The following is a 17,747-nucleotide window of genomic DNA, read 5'->3' on the forward strand; positions in this document are numbered from 1 at the left end:
ATAATTAACAAGCCGGCCGCGCTGAGACGAGCGACTGGCGGCAAGGAGAAGCGAACCGTCTGATGTTACGATTCCTGCTCATGCGTATCGCCTCGGCGATCCCCGTCCTCTTCATCCTGAGCGTGGTGACCTTCGCCATCATCCAGGCACCGCCCGGAGATTATGCTGATTACATCCGTTCGCAGTTGATCAATCAGGGCGGGGCTTCCTTTGCGCAAGCCGATGCCCAGGCCCAGGCCTACCGTGTCGAACACGGCCTCGATCAGCCGCTTGTCGTCCAATACGTCAACTGGATCACGGGCATCGTAACCAAAGGCGATTTCGGCTACAGCATGTTCTACAACAAGCCGGTTGCCGACGTGGTCGGCGAGCGCCTGCCGCGCACGCTGGCGCTCGCGCTGGTCTGCCACATTTTTGCGTCTATCCTCGGCATCACCTTCGGCATCTGGGCGGCGACCCGCCAATATAGCTGGATCGACAGCCTGCTCTCCGGCATCTCTTTCCTCGGCATGACGGTACCGCGCTTTCTCATGGCGCTGATCATCGTCTACCTGCTCGTCTTCCAGTTCAATGTGACGGAAATCGGCAGCTTCTTCTCGCCGCAATATGGCGGAGCGCCATGGTCCTGGGCGAAATTCATGGATCTCGTGAGCCACGTCTGGCCGGTCGTAGCGATCGCCACCTTCGGCGGGCTCGCCTATAACATGCGCGTCATGCGCGGCAACCTGCTCGATACGCTGAACGCTCAATATGTCGAGACAGCGCGCGCCAAGGGGCTTTCGGGGGGCGCGGTTGTCATGCGCCACGCCGTTCCCAACGCGCTGCATCCGCTCGTCATGTATCAGGGTGTCGTGCTTCCCTATATGCTGACCGGCGAGATCGAGACCGCGATTATCTTTGCGCTACCGACCGTCGGTCCGGCGATCGTCGGCTCTATGGCGATCGGTGACGTCTATGTCACTGCAACGTTCATGCTGGTGCTGTCTGCAACACTGATCGTCGGCAATATCATCGCCGATATGCTGCTTGCCATGCTCGATCCGCGGGTCCGTCAATATGGAGGAGCCTGATATGTTTGCCTTCGACTCTTCCACGCCGCAGCCACCGCATGAGGAAACCGTCAGGAATGCCGGTCACGGCAACGAGAGCTATATGGCGCTCGTCTGGCGCCGGCTGCGACGCTCCTGGACCGGCATGATCGGCCTTGTCCTCGTCGGCCTGCTGATCATCATGGCGGTCTTTGCCGATTTCTTTGCGCCAATGGATCCGAAGGCGACCGATGTCGGCTTCGCACCGCCGCAACTGATCAGCATCCATGACAAGGAAGGCAATTTCGTCTGGCCGCGGATCTACGCGCTGGCCGATTCCGAAGAACTCGATCCCGTCACTTTCCAGCCGATCGTCGGCCTTGACTACGACAATCCGCGCTCCCTAGGTTTCTTCGTGAAAGGGTCGGACTATAACCTGCTAGGCCTCATCCCGGCCAATCGACACTTCTTCGGTTCCGTGGACGGCCAGCCGGTGCACTTCCTCGGCACGGATAAATTTGGTCGCGATGTGCTGTCGCGCGCCATTATCGGCTCACGCATCTCGCTGATGATCGCGCTGACCGTCGTCTTCATCGTCACCATCGTCGGGACGACCGTCGGTATGGTCTCTGGCTATTATGGCGGCGCTTTCGACGTCTGGGTCCAGCGTTTCGTCGAGCTGGTGCTCGCCTTCCCCCAGCTGCCGCTTTATCTGGCGCTGACATCTTTGATCCCGATCACGGCGCCCACGAATGTCTTCCTCGCCTTCGTGATCTTCGTCATGTCGGCGCTTGGTTGGGCGCAGATGTCACGCGAGGTGCGCGGCAAGACGCTGGCGCTGGCGCGTATCGAATATGTGCGGGCTGCAATGGCCGTCGGGGCAACCGATCGGCGCATCATTTTTCAGCATATTTTCCCGAACGTGATGAGCCATGTGATCGTTGCCGTTACGATCCATATTCCAAGCGTTGTGCTGCTGGAATCCTTCCTCGGCTTCCTCGGCTTTGCCGTAAAGCCGCCGCTGATCTCCTGGGGGCTGATGCTGCAGGACACGGCCAACTATTCCGTCATCGGAACCTATCCCTGGATTCTGACGCCCGTCGCTTTCGTGCTGATCACCGTCTTCGCCTTCAATGCGCTGGGCGATGGTCTGCGTGATGCGGTCGACCCCTACTGAGGTGATGAAGATGGCTCTTGCTCTCGTCAGTTCCTTCGCCCCGCCCGTCCGTCACGACCATGACGGCCGCAAGGAAGCCCCTGTTATCGATGCGCGCAATATCGGCGTGAACTTCAAGGTCGAACATGGCACCGTCGAAGCTGTGAAGGATATTTCCTTCCAGCTTTATCGCGGCGAAACGATCGCCATCGTCGGCGAATCCGGCTCCGGCAAGTCGGTGACGGCGCGCACTGTGATGGGCCTCTTGTCCAAGCGGGCGGTGATTTCGCCGCGCTCAAGCGTCGAATATGACGGCAACAATATCCTGAAATTTTCCGAGAGGGCGCGCCGCAAACTGCGTGGCGACCGCATCTCGATGATCTTTCAGGAGCCCATGAGCTCGCTGAACCCGATCTATACGATCGGCAGCCAGATCGTCGAAGCGATCCGCGTTCACCGCAAGATGAGCCGCAAGCAGGCCGACGCTAAGGCGCTGGAACTGCTGAAGCAGGTGCAGATTCCCGATCCCGAGGCACGGCTGCGGCAATATCCGCATCAGCTTTCGGGCGGCCAGCGTCAGCGCGTGATGATCGCCATGGCGCTCGCCAACGATCCCGACGTGCTGATCGCCGACGAGCCGACGACGGCGCTCGACGTGACCGTCCAGGCGCAGATCCTCAACCTCATTCGCAACCTTCAGACCGAATTACGGATGGCGGTGATCCTCATTACCCACGACCTGACGGTCGTGCGCAAATTCTCCGACTATGTCTATGTGATGCAGCACGGCGAGATGCGCGAGCATAACGTCACTGAACAGCTCTTCGCCAATCCGCAGCATCCCTATACCAAGCATTTGCTGGCATCCGAGCCGCGCGGCCAGGCCAATCCGCTGCCTGAGGGATCAGATATTATTCTAGATGCCCGCGGCGTACGCGTCTCCTTCATGATGCGCCATGGCGGTTTCTTCAAGCCGCAATTGCGCGAGCTGGTCGCTGTCGACAGCCTCAATCTGACACTCAGGCGTCACGAGACGCTGGGTCTCGTCGGCGAATCGGGTTCGGGCAAGACGACCTTCGGCCAGGCTCTGCTGAGGCTCAGTGACACTGACAACGGCGAGATCTATTTCGACCGGCAGCCGATCCACGGCAAGTCGCGGGCCGAAATGCGACCTTTGCGCTCGCGCATGCAGGTGGTCTTTCAGGATCCCTTCGCCTCCCTCAACCCGCGCATGACGATCGGCCAGATCATCGAGGAGGGGCTTGTTGTCAATAAGCTTGGCGCCACCAGGGGCGAGCGGCTGGACCGCGTTCGCGAGGCGCTGATTGCTGCCGGCATGCCGGGCAATATCCTCTCACGCTTTCCCCATGAATTTTCCGGCGGTCAGCGCCAGCGCATCGCCATCGCACGAGCGATCGCTCTGGAGCCGGAATTTATCCTGCTCGACGAGCCGACCTCGGCGCTCGATCTCTCCATCCAAGCGCAGATCATCGAACTCCTGCGCAAGCTGCAGGACGAGCGGGGTCTCAGCTACCTTTTCATTTCGCATGACCTGAAGGTCGTGCGCGCCCTCTGCCACCGTGTAATCGTCATGCAGCACGGCAAGATCATGGAAGAGGGGCCTGTCAACGAAGTCCTTTCCAATCCCAAGACACCCTACACCGAACGGCTCGTCAGAGCCGCTTTCGAGGTAGCCTAATTTCAGAATGCCGGAGGTTCATAATGGCAAATCCCAGAATAGCGTTCATCGGAGCTGGCTCCACCGTTTTCATGAAGAATATCGTCGGCGATATTCTGCAGCGTCCAGCGCTGTCGGGCGCCACGATCGCGCTGATGGACATCAATCCGCAGCGGCTTGAAGAAAGCGCCATCGTCGTCAACAAGCTGATCTCGACACTTGGCGTGAAAGCGAAGGCTGAGACCTACTCCGATCAGCGCAAGGCGCTGTCTGGCGCCGATTTCGTCGTCGTCGCCTTCCAGATCGGCGGCTACGAGCCCTGTACGGTGACCGATTTCGAGGTGCCGAAGAAATACGGCTTGCGCCAGACGATCGCCGATACGCTGGGCGTCGGCGGTATCATGCGTGGCCTGCGCACTGTGCCGCATCTTTGGAAAATCTGCGAGGATATGCGCGCCGTCTGCCCGAACGCCATCATGCTGCAATATGTAAACCCGATGGCGATCAATACCTGGGCGATCGCGGAGAAATATCCCGATATCAAGCAGGTCGGCCTCTGCCATTCAGTTCAGGGCACGGCGATGGAGCTCGCCCATGATCTCGACATCCCCTATGAAGAGATCCGCTACCGCTCGGCCGGCATCAACCATATGGCCTTCTACCTGAAGTTCGAGCATCGCCAGCCGGATGGTTCCTATAAGAACCTCTATCCCGATCTCGTGCGCGCCTATCGCGAGGGACGTGCGCCGAAGCCTGGCTGGAATCCGCGTTGCCCGAACAAGGTGCGTTATGAAATGCTGACGCGCCTCGGCTATTTCGTCACCGAAAGCTCGGAGCATTTTGCCGAATACACGCCTTACTTCATCAAGGAAGGCCGCGAGGACCTGATCGAGAAGTTCGGCATTCCTCTCGACGAATATCCGAAGCGCTGCATTGAACAGATCGCCCGCTGGAAAGGCCAGGCGGAAGCCTATCGGTCCGCAGACAAGATCGAAGTCAAGGAATCGAAGGAATATGCCTCCTCGATCATCAATTCCGTCTGGACCGGCGAGCCCTCGGTTATCTACGGCAACGTCCGCAACAATGGCTGCATCACCTCGCTGCCATCAAATTGCGCTGCCGAAGTGCCCTGCCTCGTTGATGCCTCCGGCATCCAACCGACCTATATCGGCGACCTGCCGCCGCAGTTGACCGCCCTGATCCGCACCAACATCAATGTCCAGGAGCTGACGGTCCAGGCACTGATGACGGAAAATCCCGAGCATATCTACCATGCCGCGATGATGGATCCGCATACGGCCGCCGAACTCGATCTCGACCAGATCTGGTCGCTGGTGGACGAATTGCTCGCCACCCACGGCGACTGGCTGCCGGAATGGGCACGGCCGAACAAGGTTCGCGCCGCCTGAGACCCAGACGCGATCAGCGCCGGCGGATAAGTCGGCGCCGATCACGCTTAAGGCTACGACAATCTGCCTTCGTCATCGATCAATGTTAGGCGGCAAGGAGCAGTGTCGCTCCATCGCCAGAGCACGAGATTGAGATCGTCGCTTCTCGCCGCAGGAGCAAAACTCCTGACGAGGAGGCCATGATAGCCATCAGACACGAGTTTACGGAAAAAGGTTTGTGTTCGTGCCTCTCCGCTTGCCTTCATCTCATCGCGCCAGCTCGCTGCGGCCATCGCTTCGGCATCGATCCCTTCGGCTTTTAGCGCAGCCTCGTCCCTGCTGTCGAAGATGCGCTCGATTTGAGCTTCGTAGGAGACAAGGGTCGTCGGTTGCAGGCTGCCGACCTGATTGGCTTCCCTGAGCGCAGTCAGAACGGACAGGGATGTATAAAGCGCCGGCATTCCCTTGGGATTGAACCGGCCGCCGTAGAGTTCTGCTCCCCGCCCGGAGAGCGGCTCACGCGCATAGATCGGGTTCAGGGCACGGTAGAGTTTGCCTTCATACCGCATAGGCACTAGGCGTGAATACCGGCATCGATCGCGTCGATATAATCCATGACCTCATCTGCCCGTCCGTCGCGGACGAGCTGCATAGCCGTCTGGCCCGAAAAGCCGGACAGAGGCTCGGAACGATACCAGGCATAGGCCATCAGCGCCGAGCCGAAGCGCGGTTCGACCTTGTTGACGACCTCGATCATTTCACGCAGGCGTCGCTGCGTCTTGTCGGAGCGCAGACGATCCTTGCGTTGGATCGCATCCTTGCCGAGACCGGCAGTACGAGCGATCTCTTCGCTCGTCGTGCGGAAGGCATCGGCGATTTTGCGTGGCGCAAACAGACCGCCATCTGCGTATTGTGCGAGGCCCATGATTCCATCTCAGTGTCGTTAATACTGACGTTATATAGCGTCGAAATGAGCGGCATTCAATGCCACGCCTGGCATCCGCCGACACGTAGGCCTTCTTGGCAACCCGCAGTCACATAGGCGCTGCTTGCCATCATCAACGCACTTCCAGCCTACCGGTCAAAGAACAGCCTTTCGGCATTGTCGATGAAGATCTTGCGGGCGAGCGTGGTCTCGCCGATCGCCTCCTGGATTCCGTCGATCAGGTCGGCATCGTCGGGCATATCATTCCAGAGTTCGGTATGAGGCCAATCGCTGCCCCAAAGCAGCTTTTCCGGATGGCTGGCTGCGAGTGCGCGCACCACCTCGGCAAAACCTGCATAACGGCGCTCGCGCGTCAGCCTATAAGGTGCCGTGAGCTTGATGTAGCCACCGGGACTATCCGCCAGCCGCTGGAAGGCCGGAACATAGTTCCGCCATGCGCCGTCAGCGAGGGGGATGAAGCCCAGATGGTCGATGACGAACCTGATACCGAGATGGGGCAGCCACCCGGCAAGATCACCAATTTGCTCCGGACTGACTTGAAGCTGCAGCGACCAGCCGAAATCGCCGATTGCAGCCGCCAATACCTCAGCGGCCGCAAGCGGCAGACCGCCCTTGTTGCGGGTGTTGATGCGCACGCCGCGCACACCGAGCCGGTCAAGACGGGCGATCTCGCCAGGTGTTGTCTCGGGATCGATGACGACGATACCACGGAGGCGATCCGGGAAGGCGGTGAGTGCTTCGATCAGAACCTGGTTGTCGAGCCCGTAGACACTTGGCTGGACAAGGATACCCCTGCCGATATCGAGCCGGTCGGCAAAGGCGATCCAGTCGGCAGTTGTCGCAATATCGGGCGTATAGCTGCGCGGCGTATTAAGCGGCGCTCCGGATCGGAAGACATGAAAATGCGTGTCGATCGTGTCTTGCGGCAATGGGTTCGCCGGTAGGCGCGTCAATGGCAAGCGCGGCAGGCAGAGCGGGGCATCGCTATCCACCATGCTCATTTCGCCTCCAGATCCTCATGCTGGAGGAAATCGAAGTCGACGCCTTCATCAGCCTGCAGCACGCGCGCGTGATAGAGCTTCGCATAACCGCGTGCCGGTTCGGCTGCCGATATATTTCCGAGTTCCGTCATCCGCCGGTCAAATTCTGCCTGATCGATGGTAAGGTCTATGCGTCGTTCCTTGACGTCGAGGCGGATACGGTCACCGGTTCTGACGATTGCCAGCGGCCCGCCGGCGGCGGCCTCGGGGGCAATATGCAGCACGATGGTGCCGAAGGCAGTGCCGCTCATGCGGGCATCGGAGATGCGCACCATATCCTTGACGCCCTGGCGGGCGAGTTTGCGCGGGATCGGCAGATAGCCGGCTTCCGGCATACCCGGCGCCCCCTTTGGGCCGGCATTGCGCAGGACGAGAATATCGTCAGCGCTGACATCGAGATCGTCGCTGTCGATCCGCAAGGTCATGTCCTGGACGGAATCGAAGACAACCGCGCGCCCTTCATGCTGCAACAGATCCTTTGACGCAGCCGATTGTTTGATCACGGCGCCGCGCGGCGCGAGATTGCCCTGGAGCACGGCGATCGTGCCGATGGGCTTCAGTGGTCTTTCGACCGTGCGGATGATGGTCTGGCCGGGCTCGTCGGGTGCCGCATCGATCACCTCGCCGATCGTTTTGCCATAGACAGTCCGCTGGCCGCCGTCGATTTCGTGGCGTACCGCCTTCAGCAGCGTTTGCACGCCGCCGGCCTCGTGGAACTGCTCCATGTAATGCTGGCCGGAGGGCTGAAGGTCGACGAGCAGCGGGATGATCTTGCCGAGCCTGTCGAGTTCGGCCATGTCGAGGCGAATGCCAAGTCGCCCGGTAATGGCGGCAAGGTGGACGACGGCATTGGTCGAGCCGCCCATCGCCTGTAGGGCGACGAGGCCGTTGCGGATCGCGGCTGGCGTCAGGATATCGCGCACGGTCGGAGCAGCCGGGTTCGATGCAAGTCCGGCAGCAACGCGACCGGTTTCCTCTGCCAAACGCACACGCTCGGATTCAGCAGCAGGTGCCGATCCTGCCCGAGGAAGGCAGAGGCCCATCACTTCTGTCAGGTTGGCCATGGTGCTTGCCGTTCCCATGACCGTGCAGGTGCCGATTGAGCTCGCTAGCTTATTGTTGACGTCGATAATTTCGGCCTCGTCGATTTCGCCGGCGCGGAAGCGACCCCAGAAACGCCGACAATCGGTGCAGGCGCCAAGCCTTTCGCCCTTGTGGTGGCCGACGGCCATCGGTCCGGTCGGCAGGAAGATTGCCGGGATCTCGCTGCTCGCGGCGGCCATGATCTGCGCCGGCAGCGTCTTGTCGCAGCCACCGATGAGGATGACGGCATCCATCGGCTGGGCGCGGATCATCTCCTCGGTTTCCATCGCCATCAGATTGCGCAAATACATCGAGGTCGGCGAGGCGAAGCTCTCGTGGATGGAAATGGTCGGGAAGACCATCGGCATGGCGCCAGCCAGCATAACACCGCGCTTGGCCGCTTCGATCAGCTGTGGGACATTGCCATGGCATGGGTTGAAATCGCTGTAGGTATTGGCAATTCCCACGATCGGCCGATCCAGAGCATCGTCTGAATAGCCCATCGCCTTGATGAACGCCTTTCTGAGGAAAAGGGAAAAACCCTGATCGCCGTAACTCGTCAGCTTGCGACGAAGACCGCTCGACATTGTTCCTCCCTCGTCTCTCTTAATTCGAGATCAAGCCTAGTGGGATATGCATGATTGTCAATAAAGAAGATGCGTCTCCACCCGTGTCCATCACTTTGATTGTCGTATCTTACGGAAAAAACCTAAGATAAATCGTGATAATTTCTATTTTTGCACGAGCTTGTGCATTGGCATTCGGCGAGGCGGCGTCTAGATTATCGATAAAATGACATGAGGTGAGGCATGGCAGAGATCAGGCGAAGACGAGTAGGGATGATTGGCGCCGGTTGGGTCAGCGAGTATCACCTACCGGCATGGAAGAAGCAGTCCGCACGCGCCGACATCGTGGCGATTGCTGATCCTTCCGCGCGAGCACTTGAGGCCAAAAGCCAGAATTTTGGCATTGCTCGCAGCTACCCCAGCGCGGAGGCGATGTTCGCCGAAGAAACACTCGACGCCGTCGATATCTGCGCCCCACGTGAGGCTCATGTGGAGCTTGTGCAACTGGCGGCAGCCAATGGTGTCGATATTCTTTGTCAGAAGCCGCTGGCACCCGATTATGATCAGGCTGCCGCTCTCATCGCAGGCCTGCCCAAGTCAACCCGCTTGATGGTGCATGAGAACTGGCGGTTCCGCGCCTATTACCGGCGGCTCAAGGCGTGGCTTCAGGAGGGATTGGCTGGTGAGATCAGGCAGGTGCAGTTTGAGTTCTTCTCGAGCGGCATGATCGCTGATGCCGAAGGGGACAGGCCGGCTCTGATCCGCCAGCCGTTTTTCCGTAGGCAGCAGCGTCTGCTGGTCATGGAAATAATGATCCATCACTTGGATACGCTCCGGTACCTGCTTGGCGAGATGGAGGTGATTGCGGCACGGCTCGAGCGCAGCAACGACGACATCATTGCCGAAGATGTCGCTGCCGTCGTTCTGCGCCGTCTGGACGACGGCGTGATCATCACTGTAAACGCCAATCTCGCGGTGCATGGTGCGCCGCCGGCGCCGCGTGATCATCTGCGGATCTTCGGGGCGCAGGCAACGCTGGAGCTGGAGGGAAGCCGTTTGTCGGCGACGGGCCTTGTTCGTCGCGAGGAAGAGTTCGATGCGGATACCGTCTATCAGGAGGCTTATGACGCGACAATCGCGCATTTCCTCGATGGGCTGGACGGTCGCGTAAAGATGGAGACGGTGCCCGATGATAACATGAAGACACTGGCGCTGGTCGAAGAGATCTATCGGCGAAGCCGGTTCGACGCTCAACGCAAACCAAGATAAGATGGCTCGCCGTCGGAGGACTATTGATGCAGACGCTCGATGACATCAGGGAAGACCAGATCGAACATGACGATCTGAGCATCGCACGCGCGCTTGAAGAAGACATCATCTTCGGACGGCTGGCGCCTGGTACACGTCTGACTGAAGATACCTTGCTGGCGCGCTTCCACGTCACCCGTCATTTCGCCCGCCAGGCGATCGTCCAGCTGGAAACGATGGGCATCGTCGTGCGCGAGCGCAACAAGGGTGCCACTGTGCGCTCGCTGACCCCTCGCCAGGTGCAGGAGATCTATGATGTGCGCGAACTGCTGCAGCGGCAGGCTGCTCTCTGGATTCCCTTGCCCGCACCCGACAAACTGATCGCCGATCTGACGGCCCTGCATGAAGAGCACGGCCGTCACGTCGAAGCCGGCTACCTACGCGGCGTGCACGAGACGAATGACCGATTCCACCTGACGCTTTTCGGCGCCTGCGGCAATTCCTATCTCGTGCAATCGATCGAACTTTATATGCGCCTCAGCCTGCCGGTGCGCGCCAACTCTATGTCGAGCAAGGAATCCCTGCAGATCTCGCATGAACATCATCGGCTGATGATCGAGATGCTGAAGGGCCGGGACAATTGGGTTCTGGCGCAGCTCTGTGTCGATCATCTGCAGCCGAGCAAGAAGCGTTATCTCGCCTATGTAAGCGAGAATTGAGGCCCTAGACGGCTTGGCCGGCGATCGTGTCGGCGGCCGCCGATTATCTGCATGCAGCTTCGTCCAAAAGGGCCGAAACCGCGATGCGATCCGGTGCGCCGAGCCGCCCGCCGAAGACAGAGCATTTCAGCGCCGCGGCGGCCGAGGCCATCCGGATCGCAGCATCGGTCGCCAAGCCCTCCGAGATCGCCAGTGCATAGGCACCGTGGAAAATATCTCCAGCCGCGAGTGTGTCGATCGTCTTTATCCGAAAAGCCGGCATATGGGCGACGGTGCCCATCTCTTCATCCCACCAGTAGCTGCCACGCTCTCCGGCCGTGACGACGACCAGTGCTTGCCGATATTGCCGCTTCAGAAACGAGACCATGCCGGCCGGATCACTGATCTGCGAAAGGCTATGAGCTGCCGGTTCTGAAAAGATGATGTGGTCGGCCTCTTTGGCCAGCATGTCGATAATGTGAGGCGGTGCGACATCGCCGTCTAGGATCGCGGGCTTGCCCGCTGTCCTTGCGGTCCGCAGCACTTTAAGGGCGAGAGCCGGCCAACGCACATCCACCATGACGGAATCGAATGCGGTGAGATCGTCGGCCGTTACTTCCCTGACGTTCTCGTGCAGGCGTGGGTCATAGAACGGAACAATCAACCGTTCGCCATCATCGTCGATGAGGATCGTCGAAACGGCGGAGCGGGCACCGGCCACCCGGGCGCTGCCACTGACATCGATACCAGCTCGCTGCAACTCGGTCAGGATCTGCTCTCCGGCCTGGTCGTCGCCGACGGCACCCCATAGGCTTGCCATGCCGCCGAGGCGGATAATGGCAAAGGCCGCGCTTGATGCCATGCCCTCGGCCACCTGCAACATGTCGTAGGGCAGAACCTTCCCCGGTACCTGCGGAATTGCCTTGACGCGAAACAGCGTATCGAGCACGGCCGCACCGACGCACAGGACGTGGCGCGGCCTGCAATCCGCAGTGGGTGAGGTCATATTCAAATGCGCTGGCCAGTCGATTTATCGAAGAGGTGGGCGCTTTCCGGATCGATGGAAATCGAGACCGTATCGCCATAGGCAATGGCCAGTCGCTCTCGAAAGAGGCAGGAAATCTGCTCGCCGCTGCAGTCGAGCTTGGCGAAGATCTCCGATCCGGTTCCCTCGACGATCTCGGCGCGGCCGGCAATTCCGCCCTGGTTCGCGCGGATATGTTCGGGGCGAATGCCGTATACGAGTGGCCCGGCAGTCGGTGCGCTCTTGATATTATTGGGCAGCGGCAAGATCAGACCCTTTTCCGTGCGGAAAACACCCTCCTCGATCCTGCCGTCGATGAAATTCATCGATGGCGAGCCGATGAAGCCGGCAACGAAGAGATTGGCGGGCCGGTCATAGAGATCCAGCGGAGCCCCGACCTGCTCGATCACACCATCATGCAAGACCACGATCTTGTCGGCCATCGTCATCGCTTCAATCTGGTCATGGGTGACATAGATCGTCGTGGTCTTGATGCGCTGGTGCAGCGATTTGATCTCGGCGCGCATCTGTACGCGCAGCTTGGCATCGAGATTGGAAAGCGGTTCGTCGAACAGGAAGACCTGCGGATCGCGCACCAATGCACGGCCCATGGCAACGCGCTGACGCTGCCCGCCCGAAAGCTGCTTCGGATAGCGATCGAGCAGTTTTTCGAGGCCAAGAATGTTTGCGGCCTTATTGACCCGTTCGGAGATTTCCGATGTATCGGCCTTCTTCAATTTCAGGGCAAAGCCCATATTGTCGGCGACGCTCATATGCGGATAGAGCGCGTAGTTCTGGAAGACCATCGCAATATCCCGGTCGCGGGCTCGCAGATTGCTGACATCGCGGGTGCCGATCCGGATTTCGCCATCGCTCATTTCCTCAAGTCCTGCGATCATGCGCAGAAGAGTAGACTTGCCGCAGCCGGACGGACCGACGAGGACGACAAATTCTCCGTCGGCGATATCGACGCTGATATCCCTGATCACGTTAACGGCACCGAAGCGCTTCTGGACGTTTCGAATGTTCACATTAGCCATTTTTGATTGTCCTTTCAGTGCTCGGCTTAGCCGCCCTTGACGGCGCCAGCGGTCAAGCCAGCGACGATCTGCTTTTGCGCAAATATCGTCAGCACGAGTACGGGTAGCGTGACGATAAGTGCAGCCGCAGCAAGCGGCCCCCAGCTGACCTGTTCAAACGAAAGCATGTTGTAGACGGCGACCGGCAGGGTTCTGGTTTCACGGCTCGCCAGCACGATGCCGAATACGAAATTATTCCAGGAGAAGATGACCGACAGGATGAAGGCAACCACGATGCCCGGTTTTGCGATCGGCAGCGCCACCAGGCGAAACACCTGCCAGGACGTCGCCCCATCGATACTGGCTGCTTCCTCAAGCTCCATTGGCGTCGTTTCGAAATAGCCGATCATGATCCAGACGACGATCGGTACGGTCACCACCAGGTGGATGATGATCTGCGGCCAGAGCGTGCCGAGAAGATCGAGCCATTGGAACAGCAGGAAAAGCGGAATGAGGAACGATAGGCCGGGTGTCATGCGGGCGATCATGATGACCATGGCGGAACGCTCAGCCTTCAACCGCGCAATGCCGTAACCGGCAGGCACGCCGATCAGCAGCGCGAGCAGGGTAGCGCCGCCGGTCACGAGGATCGAATTCCAGAAATAGAGGAAAAAATTGTTTTCCTCGAAGACCTTCATGTAGTTCGACCAAGCGAAACGCTCGGGAATGAAGATCGGCGGGTAGGCACCGTTATCGATTTCGTATTTCAGCGAGAGCGAGATCATCCAGAGGAAAAACAGGATGACCGGGGAGACCATGACGAGGGCGACAAACAGCAGGCCGATACGGTCGATTGTCTTGCGTTTCATCAGCGTGTCTCCGTGTCCGACCAGTTGGCGCGTTGGCGTACCATCATCAGCACGAAGGAAAGCGCGACGATGATGACGAAGAAGACGACCGCCATCGCCGATCCATAGCCGATGTCATAGTAGGAAAAGGCTGTGTTATAGAGGTAGATGTTGATCGTTTCGGAGGCCGTTCCCGGGCCACCCTGTGTCATCGCATAGATGATGTCGAAGCTTTTGACCGCATCGATGCTTCTGATGATGACGCCGATCATCAGGAAGGGCGCGATCATCGGCAGGGTCAGGTAGCGGAACTTCTGCCAGGCATTTGCGCCGTCGATCTCCGCACTTTCATAGGGTTCGCGCGGAACGGCCGCCAAGCCGCCCAGAACGATCAGCATGATCAGCGGCGTCCACTGCCAGGTCTCGACCAGCACCAGCGAGGGAATGACGCTGTTCTGGTTGTAGATCCATTCCTGCGGCCCGATGCCGATCAAAGAGAGCAGGTAGTTGAGCACGCCGAGCTGCGGGTGGAACATCATGGTCCAGACGAGCGCGATGGCGACGGGTGTCGCCATCATCGGCATAACGAAAATGCCGCGCAGCAGCCCACGAAAGGGAAACTGCGCGTCGAAGATCAAGGCGGCGAGGGTGCCCAGAAACAGCGGAGCGACGACGGCAAGAAACGTGTAGAGCGCCGTGTGCCACAGTGACTCCCAGAAGCGCATGTCCACCAGCAGCCGGGCGTAATTGTCCAGTCCGGCAAAAACCACCGGCTGGCCCAGCGTCCAGCTGTTGACGCTCATCCAGAGCGTAAACACCCAGGGAAAAACGATGACCGCGGCGATGACGACCAGCGCCGGGACAACGAAGGGCCAGTAGTTCGGAGCAAGCCTGCCAGGCTTGCCCCTCCCATTTGCGATGCTTTTCGATCGCGGGGTGTCCATGCTCACGGATGCCATTATCCCTCGCTTCGGGCCAGGACCGGTTCGAACTGCGCCGTGGCGTTCTTCAGTTCCGCTGCCGGATCGGCGCCGCCGATCATGTTGGTCAGGCCGACACCATAGATGTCGCGGAACTCGGTGACCGGAATGATGACCGGCAGGGCGAGCTGCGAAACCTTGGCCGAGCCGGCAACGGCATCGACCCAGGTGCTCGGCATGGTGACGCCTTCGCGAACCTTTGCATCTTCGAGGACCGAATTGCGGAAGGGAACGCCGGCGCCGGCCTGCAGGAGGCGCGCACCCATGTCGTGAGAAATGACCCACTGGCAGAAGAGATAGGCTGCTTCCTTGTTCTTGCTGGCAGCGGTCACGCCAATGCCGTCGCCGGTCGTCGCGGCAGCCTGCGCCTTCGGTCCCTTCGGCATGATGCCGTAGCCGACCTTGCCAACGACACGGGACTTTTCGGGATTTTCGATCGGCGGAGCAAAGCCGACGCCGTCGAGCCACATGCCGACCTTGCCCTGCAGGAAGGCCGACTGTGCTTCCGCCCAGTTGAAGCCGGAAACGCCGACGGGGGCGGCCTTCGTCATCAGGCGCTGATACATTGTGGCGGCCTGGATGGCTTCGTCCGATGTCGTGCGCAGCTTTCCGTCAGGGCCAAGCGGCGTCGAGCCATAACCGAGCAGCAAGGTCGTCCAGACGGGCACGTTTGCATTCTTCAGGCCACGAGCGACGAAGCCGTAGGTATTGGAGGACTTATCAGTCAGTGCTTCAGCTGCACTGGCCATCTCGTCGAAGGTTGAGGGGTAGGAGAGACCCTTCTTCTCGAACAGTTCCTTGTTCCAGTAGACAATCCAGTAGTCCACCGAGAAGGGAAGCGAGCGCAGTACCCCTTGCGAATCCTTGGCGAACTGCAAGCCGGCTTCCGCAAAGTCGCTCTCGACCAACGACGGGTCGGTCAGCGACGGATCCTTGACGAAACCGCTGATATCGGCAAGCCAGCCGCCCTTCTCGAACTGGCGCTTCTGGACGTGGTAGCTGAGGTGGACGACGTCGAAGCTCGGCTTGCCGGAGCTAAGCTCGATCGTCGTCTTCTGGCGCTGCTGCTGCTCGGGTGTCGCTTCTGCGTTGACCTTGATGCCGGTGAGCGCTTCGAATTCGCTCAGATATTTGAGGATCGTTTCGCTGCGCGGGCTCTTGACGAGGTTTACCTCGAGCGTCGTTCCGGCAAAACGCTTCCAATCGACTGCCGCCGAAGCAGGCTTGATGCCGAGTAGCCCGGCAGCGCCGATCGCGGCTGAACCCGCCAGAAAGTTTCGGCGCGTGGGGCGAATGAATGATGATGTCATGCTGTTCTCCTCCTGGTATGTGGCCTGCGATCTCCTCACCGCAGGCATCAGTTTAAATTCTCAGCGCGCGACTGCGCGCGTGGTTGATGTGTGCGGCAAGGGCATCGACGGCCTCCTGCGTATTTCTCTGCTCGATCGCTTCCAGCACGCGAAGATGCTCGCCCATGACAGGACCGACGCGTCCGTCGATGCGGAAACGTTCCTGGCTGATTAGCCGCATCTTGATCGAGTTGACGCGATAGGCGTTGGAAATGATGGTATTGCCCAGCGCGTCGATAAAGGCGTCATGCATGCCCCAGTCGACGGCCTGGGCGTGGACTTCCAGTTCATGCGAATGGTTGCCGCCCTCGATTGCCGCCACGATCTCGCGATGCTGTCTCAGGAGTGCCCCGATCGTCTCGTCGCTGGCCGTCTCCGTGAAGATCCCGACGGCTTCTTTTTCGAGAAAAAGCCGAAGTTGGAAAGCTTCGCGGATGAGATTGAGATCGATATGGGCAATTTGCAGGCCGCGTTGCGGCACGGTCTTGATGAGGCCCTCGGCTTCAAGCCGCGGAATAAGCTCACGGATGGCGCCGAGCGTCAGGCCGGTCAATTCGACAAGCCTGCGCTGGGAGACGAATTGCCCGGGACGGACGTCACGCGCAAGCAGATGCCGGGTAAAGCTCTCATAGGCTTTCTCTCTCAGCGTCGGCTGCTCGTCGGCTCCATCCATCGGGTTCTCCTCGTACATAAGCGCTAAGCTGCCTTTGTGCGAAAAAGTGCGTCAAAGGCAAGAACAAGCTCGCGCTGGCCATCTGCGGGGATTGTCGTCAGAGGCGGGCGAACCGCAAGCCATGTATCATCGCCCGTCATCTTTGACACCATGACTTTCACGGCCGGCGTGACGGGATGCTTGAGAAGCTCGGCGACGAAGTCTTCCACTCGCGGATCGTCTTTGCCGTCGACGGCCATGGCGCGAACTTCGTGCGGTGCAAAATTGGCCATGCCGGAAATTGCGCCCTGGCCGCCCATACGGACACCCTTTGCAAGGTGCCGTTCATCACCGATCAGGATGATTAGATCGCTGTGCTGGCGCAGCAAGGCTTCCGTATAGGGCCAGTCGCCGGAGGAGTCCTTGACGCCGGTGACGATGGAGGGGAAGGTCTTTCGCAGGCGGCTGATCAGGTCGATGCTCAACGCGACCATCGTTACCGGGGGGATGTTGTAGACCAGCACGTCACGTGCGGCGTCGCCCACACGTGCAAACACATCGGCAAACCAGGCGAAGATACCGTCGTCGCTCACATTTTTGAAATAGGAAGGCGGGGCGAGCAGGATATTGCGCGCTCCCTTTGACAGCGCTTGTGAGATCTGGTGAGCGGCATCTTCGGCAGCATCGACGAGCACGCCGACGACGATCTGTCGGGGCTGGATGCCGGAGGCAATGAAAGTGTCAAGGATCCGCTCCCGCTCCCGGCTGCCGATGGAAGCGCCTTCGCCGGTCGTTCCGAATAGCGTGACGCTGGCGCAACCCGATTCGAGGCTGCGTTTTGCCTGGGCGAGCATGACCTCAGTGGCAATTTCACCGCTGCTCTTGAAAGGCGTCGCCAACGCGACCGATAAACCAAACCCCGTCACCAATATGTCTCCCTCATGTCAGTGTCGAATGGCTAACATGTCAGTTGTTGGCTGTAAACCTGTTTCTGATGAATGGTCACAGGTGATGCGGAGAAGCTGTGGATTAAAGGTGGCGCAA

The 17,747-nt window shown here is 59.5% G+C and carries 17 protein-coding genes; 6 read left to right on the forward strand and 11 right to left on the reverse strand.

The features are described 5' to 3' along the window. Positions 1-62: 62 nt before the first annotated feature. Genes EV281_RS18200 through EV281_RS18215 form a run of 4 tightly spaced genes read left to right on the forward strand, consistent with a single transcriptional unit; the run spans position 63 to position 5,271 of the window. Complete coding sequence (locus EV281_RS18200; protein WP_132654806.1) at positions 63-1,070, forward strand: ABC transporter permease; 1,008 nt, start codon at positions 63-65, stop codon at positions 1,068-1,070. A 1-nt stretch (position 1,071) separates the two neighbouring features. Next, a complete protein-coding gene (locus EV281_RS18205; RefSeq protein WP_132654808.1) occupies positions 1,072-2,205 on the forward strand; it encodes an ABC transporter permease in 1,134 nt (377 codons plus the stop codon). Between the two features lie 10 nt (positions 2,206-2,215). Then, the gene (locus tag EV281_RS18210) at positions 2,216-3,883 is read left to right on the forward strand and encodes an ABC transporter ATP-binding protein (protein ID WP_132654810.1); all 1,668 of its coding nucleotides are present in this window, start codon (positions 2,216-2,218) and stop codon (positions 3,881-3,883) included. A 20-nt stretch (positions 3,884-3,903) separates the two neighbouring features. Continuing rightward, complete coding sequence (locus tag EV281_RS18215) at positions 3,904-5,271, forward strand: alpha-glucosidase/alpha-galactosidase (protein ID WP_132654812.1); 1,368 nt, start codon at positions 3,904-3,906, stop codon at positions 5,269-5,271. 53 nt (positions 5,272-5,324) lie between these two features. Here the strand turns inward: EV281_RS18215 and EV281_RS18220 are convergent, their stop codons facing one another. The 4 genes from EV281_RS18220 to EV281_RS18235 all read right to left on the reverse strand — a co-directional run bounded on the left by EV281_RS18220 (position 5,325) and on the right by EV281_RS18235 (position 8,906). Then, entirely contained in the window at positions 5,325-5,819 is a 495-nt protein-coding gene (locus tag EV281_RS18220; protein WP_132654814.1) for an RES domain-containing protein, read from the reverse strand. 5 nt (positions 5,820-5,824) lie between these two features. Then, positions 5,825-6,175, reverse strand: a complete 351-nt coding sequence (locus EV281_RS18225) for an MbcA/ParS/Xre antitoxin family protein (protein ID WP_132654816.1) — start codon at positions 6,173-6,175, stop codon at positions 5,825-5,827. Positions 6,176-6,324: 149 nt separating this feature from the next. Next, positions 6,325-7,197 (reverse strand): amidohydrolase family protein, encoded by an 873-nt coding sequence (locus EV281_RS18230; RefSeq protein ID WP_132654818.1) that lies wholly within the window; start codon positions 7,195-7,197, stop codon positions 6,325-6,327. Further along, positions 7,194-8,906, reverse strand: a complete 1,713-nt coding sequence (locus EV281_RS18235) for an IlvD/Edd family dehydratase (RefSeq protein ID WP_132654820.1) — start codon at positions 8,904-8,906, stop codon at positions 7,194-7,196. Before EV281_RS18235 ends, EV281_RS18230 begins: the two co-directional genes overlap by 4 nt. Before the next feature lie 222 nt (positions 8,907-9,128). On the opposite strand from EV281_RS18235, the gene EV281_RS18240 reads away from it, so the two are divergent. Then, positions 9,129-10,154 (forward strand): Gfo/Idh/MocA family oxidoreductase, encoded by a 1,026-nt coding sequence (locus EV281_RS18240; RefSeq protein WP_132654822.1) that lies wholly within the window; start codon positions 9,129-9,131, stop codon positions 10,152-10,154. 26 nt (positions 10,155-10,180) lie between these two features. Continuing rightward, on the forward strand, positions 10,181-10,852 hold the full coding sequence (locus EV281_RS18245) for a GntR family transcriptional regulator (protein ID WP_132654824.1): 672 nt from the start codon (positions 10,181-10,183) through the stop codon (positions 10,850-10,852). Positions 10,853-10,895: 43 nt separating this feature from the next. Here EV281_RS18245 and EV281_RS18250 read toward each other — a convergent pair whose 3' ends face one another. Genes EV281_RS18250 through EV281_RS18280 form a run of 7 tightly spaced genes read right to left on the reverse strand, consistent with a single transcriptional unit; the run spans position 10,896 to position 17,632 of the window. Further along, positions 10,896-11,837: a PfkB family carbohydrate kinase gene (locus EV281_RS18250; protein ID WP_132654826.1), complete on the reverse strand. Its 942-nt coding sequence runs from the start codon at positions 11,835-11,837 to the stop codon at positions 10,896-10,898. A 2-nt stretch (positions 11,838-11,839) separates the two neighbouring features. Then, positions 11,840-12,895, reverse strand: coding sequence for a sn-glycerol-3-phosphate ABC transporter ATP-binding protein UgpC (ugpC, locus tag EV281_RS18255; RefSeq protein ID WP_132654828.1), 1,056 nt, complete (start codon positions 12,893-12,895; stop codon positions 11,840-11,842). A 26-nt stretch (positions 12,896-12,921) separates the two neighbouring features. After that, positions 12,922-13,743, reverse strand: a complete 822-nt coding sequence (locus tag EV281_RS18260) for a carbohydrate ABC transporter permease (protein WP_132654830.1) — start codon at positions 13,741-13,743, stop codon at positions 12,922-12,924. After that, positions 13,743-14,681, reverse strand: coding sequence for a sugar ABC transporter permease (locus tag EV281_RS18265; RefSeq protein ID WP_132654832.1), 939 nt, complete (start codon positions 14,679-14,681; stop codon positions 13,743-13,745). The genes EV281_RS18260 and EV281_RS18265 overlap by 1 nt, the downstream gene beginning before the upstream one ends. Further along, entirely contained in the window at positions 14,681-16,012 is a 1,332-nt protein-coding gene (locus tag EV281_RS18270) for a sugar ABC transporter substrate-binding protein (RefSeq protein ID WP_132654834.1), read from the reverse strand. The genes EV281_RS18265 and EV281_RS18270 overlap by 1 nt, the downstream gene beginning before the upstream one ends. 52 nt (positions 16,013-16,064) lie before the next feature. Next, on the reverse strand, positions 16,065-16,724 hold the full coding sequence (locus EV281_RS18275) for a GntR family transcriptional regulator (RefSeq protein WP_132654836.1): 660 nt from the start codon (positions 16,722-16,724) through the stop codon (positions 16,065-16,067). 23 nt (positions 16,725-16,747) lie between these two features. Then, a complete protein-coding gene (locus tag EV281_RS18280) occupies positions 16,748-17,632 on the reverse strand; it encodes a dihydrodipicolinate synthase family protein (RefSeq protein ID WP_132654838.1) in 885 nt (294 codons plus the stop codon). Positions 17,633-17,747: the final 115 nt, after the last annotated feature.

It is taken from the genome of Rhizobium sp. BK418, from assembly GCF_004341105.1.
Taxonomy (GTDB): Bacteria; Pseudomonadota; Alphaproteobacteria; order Rhizobiales; family Rhizobiaceae; genus Rhizobium.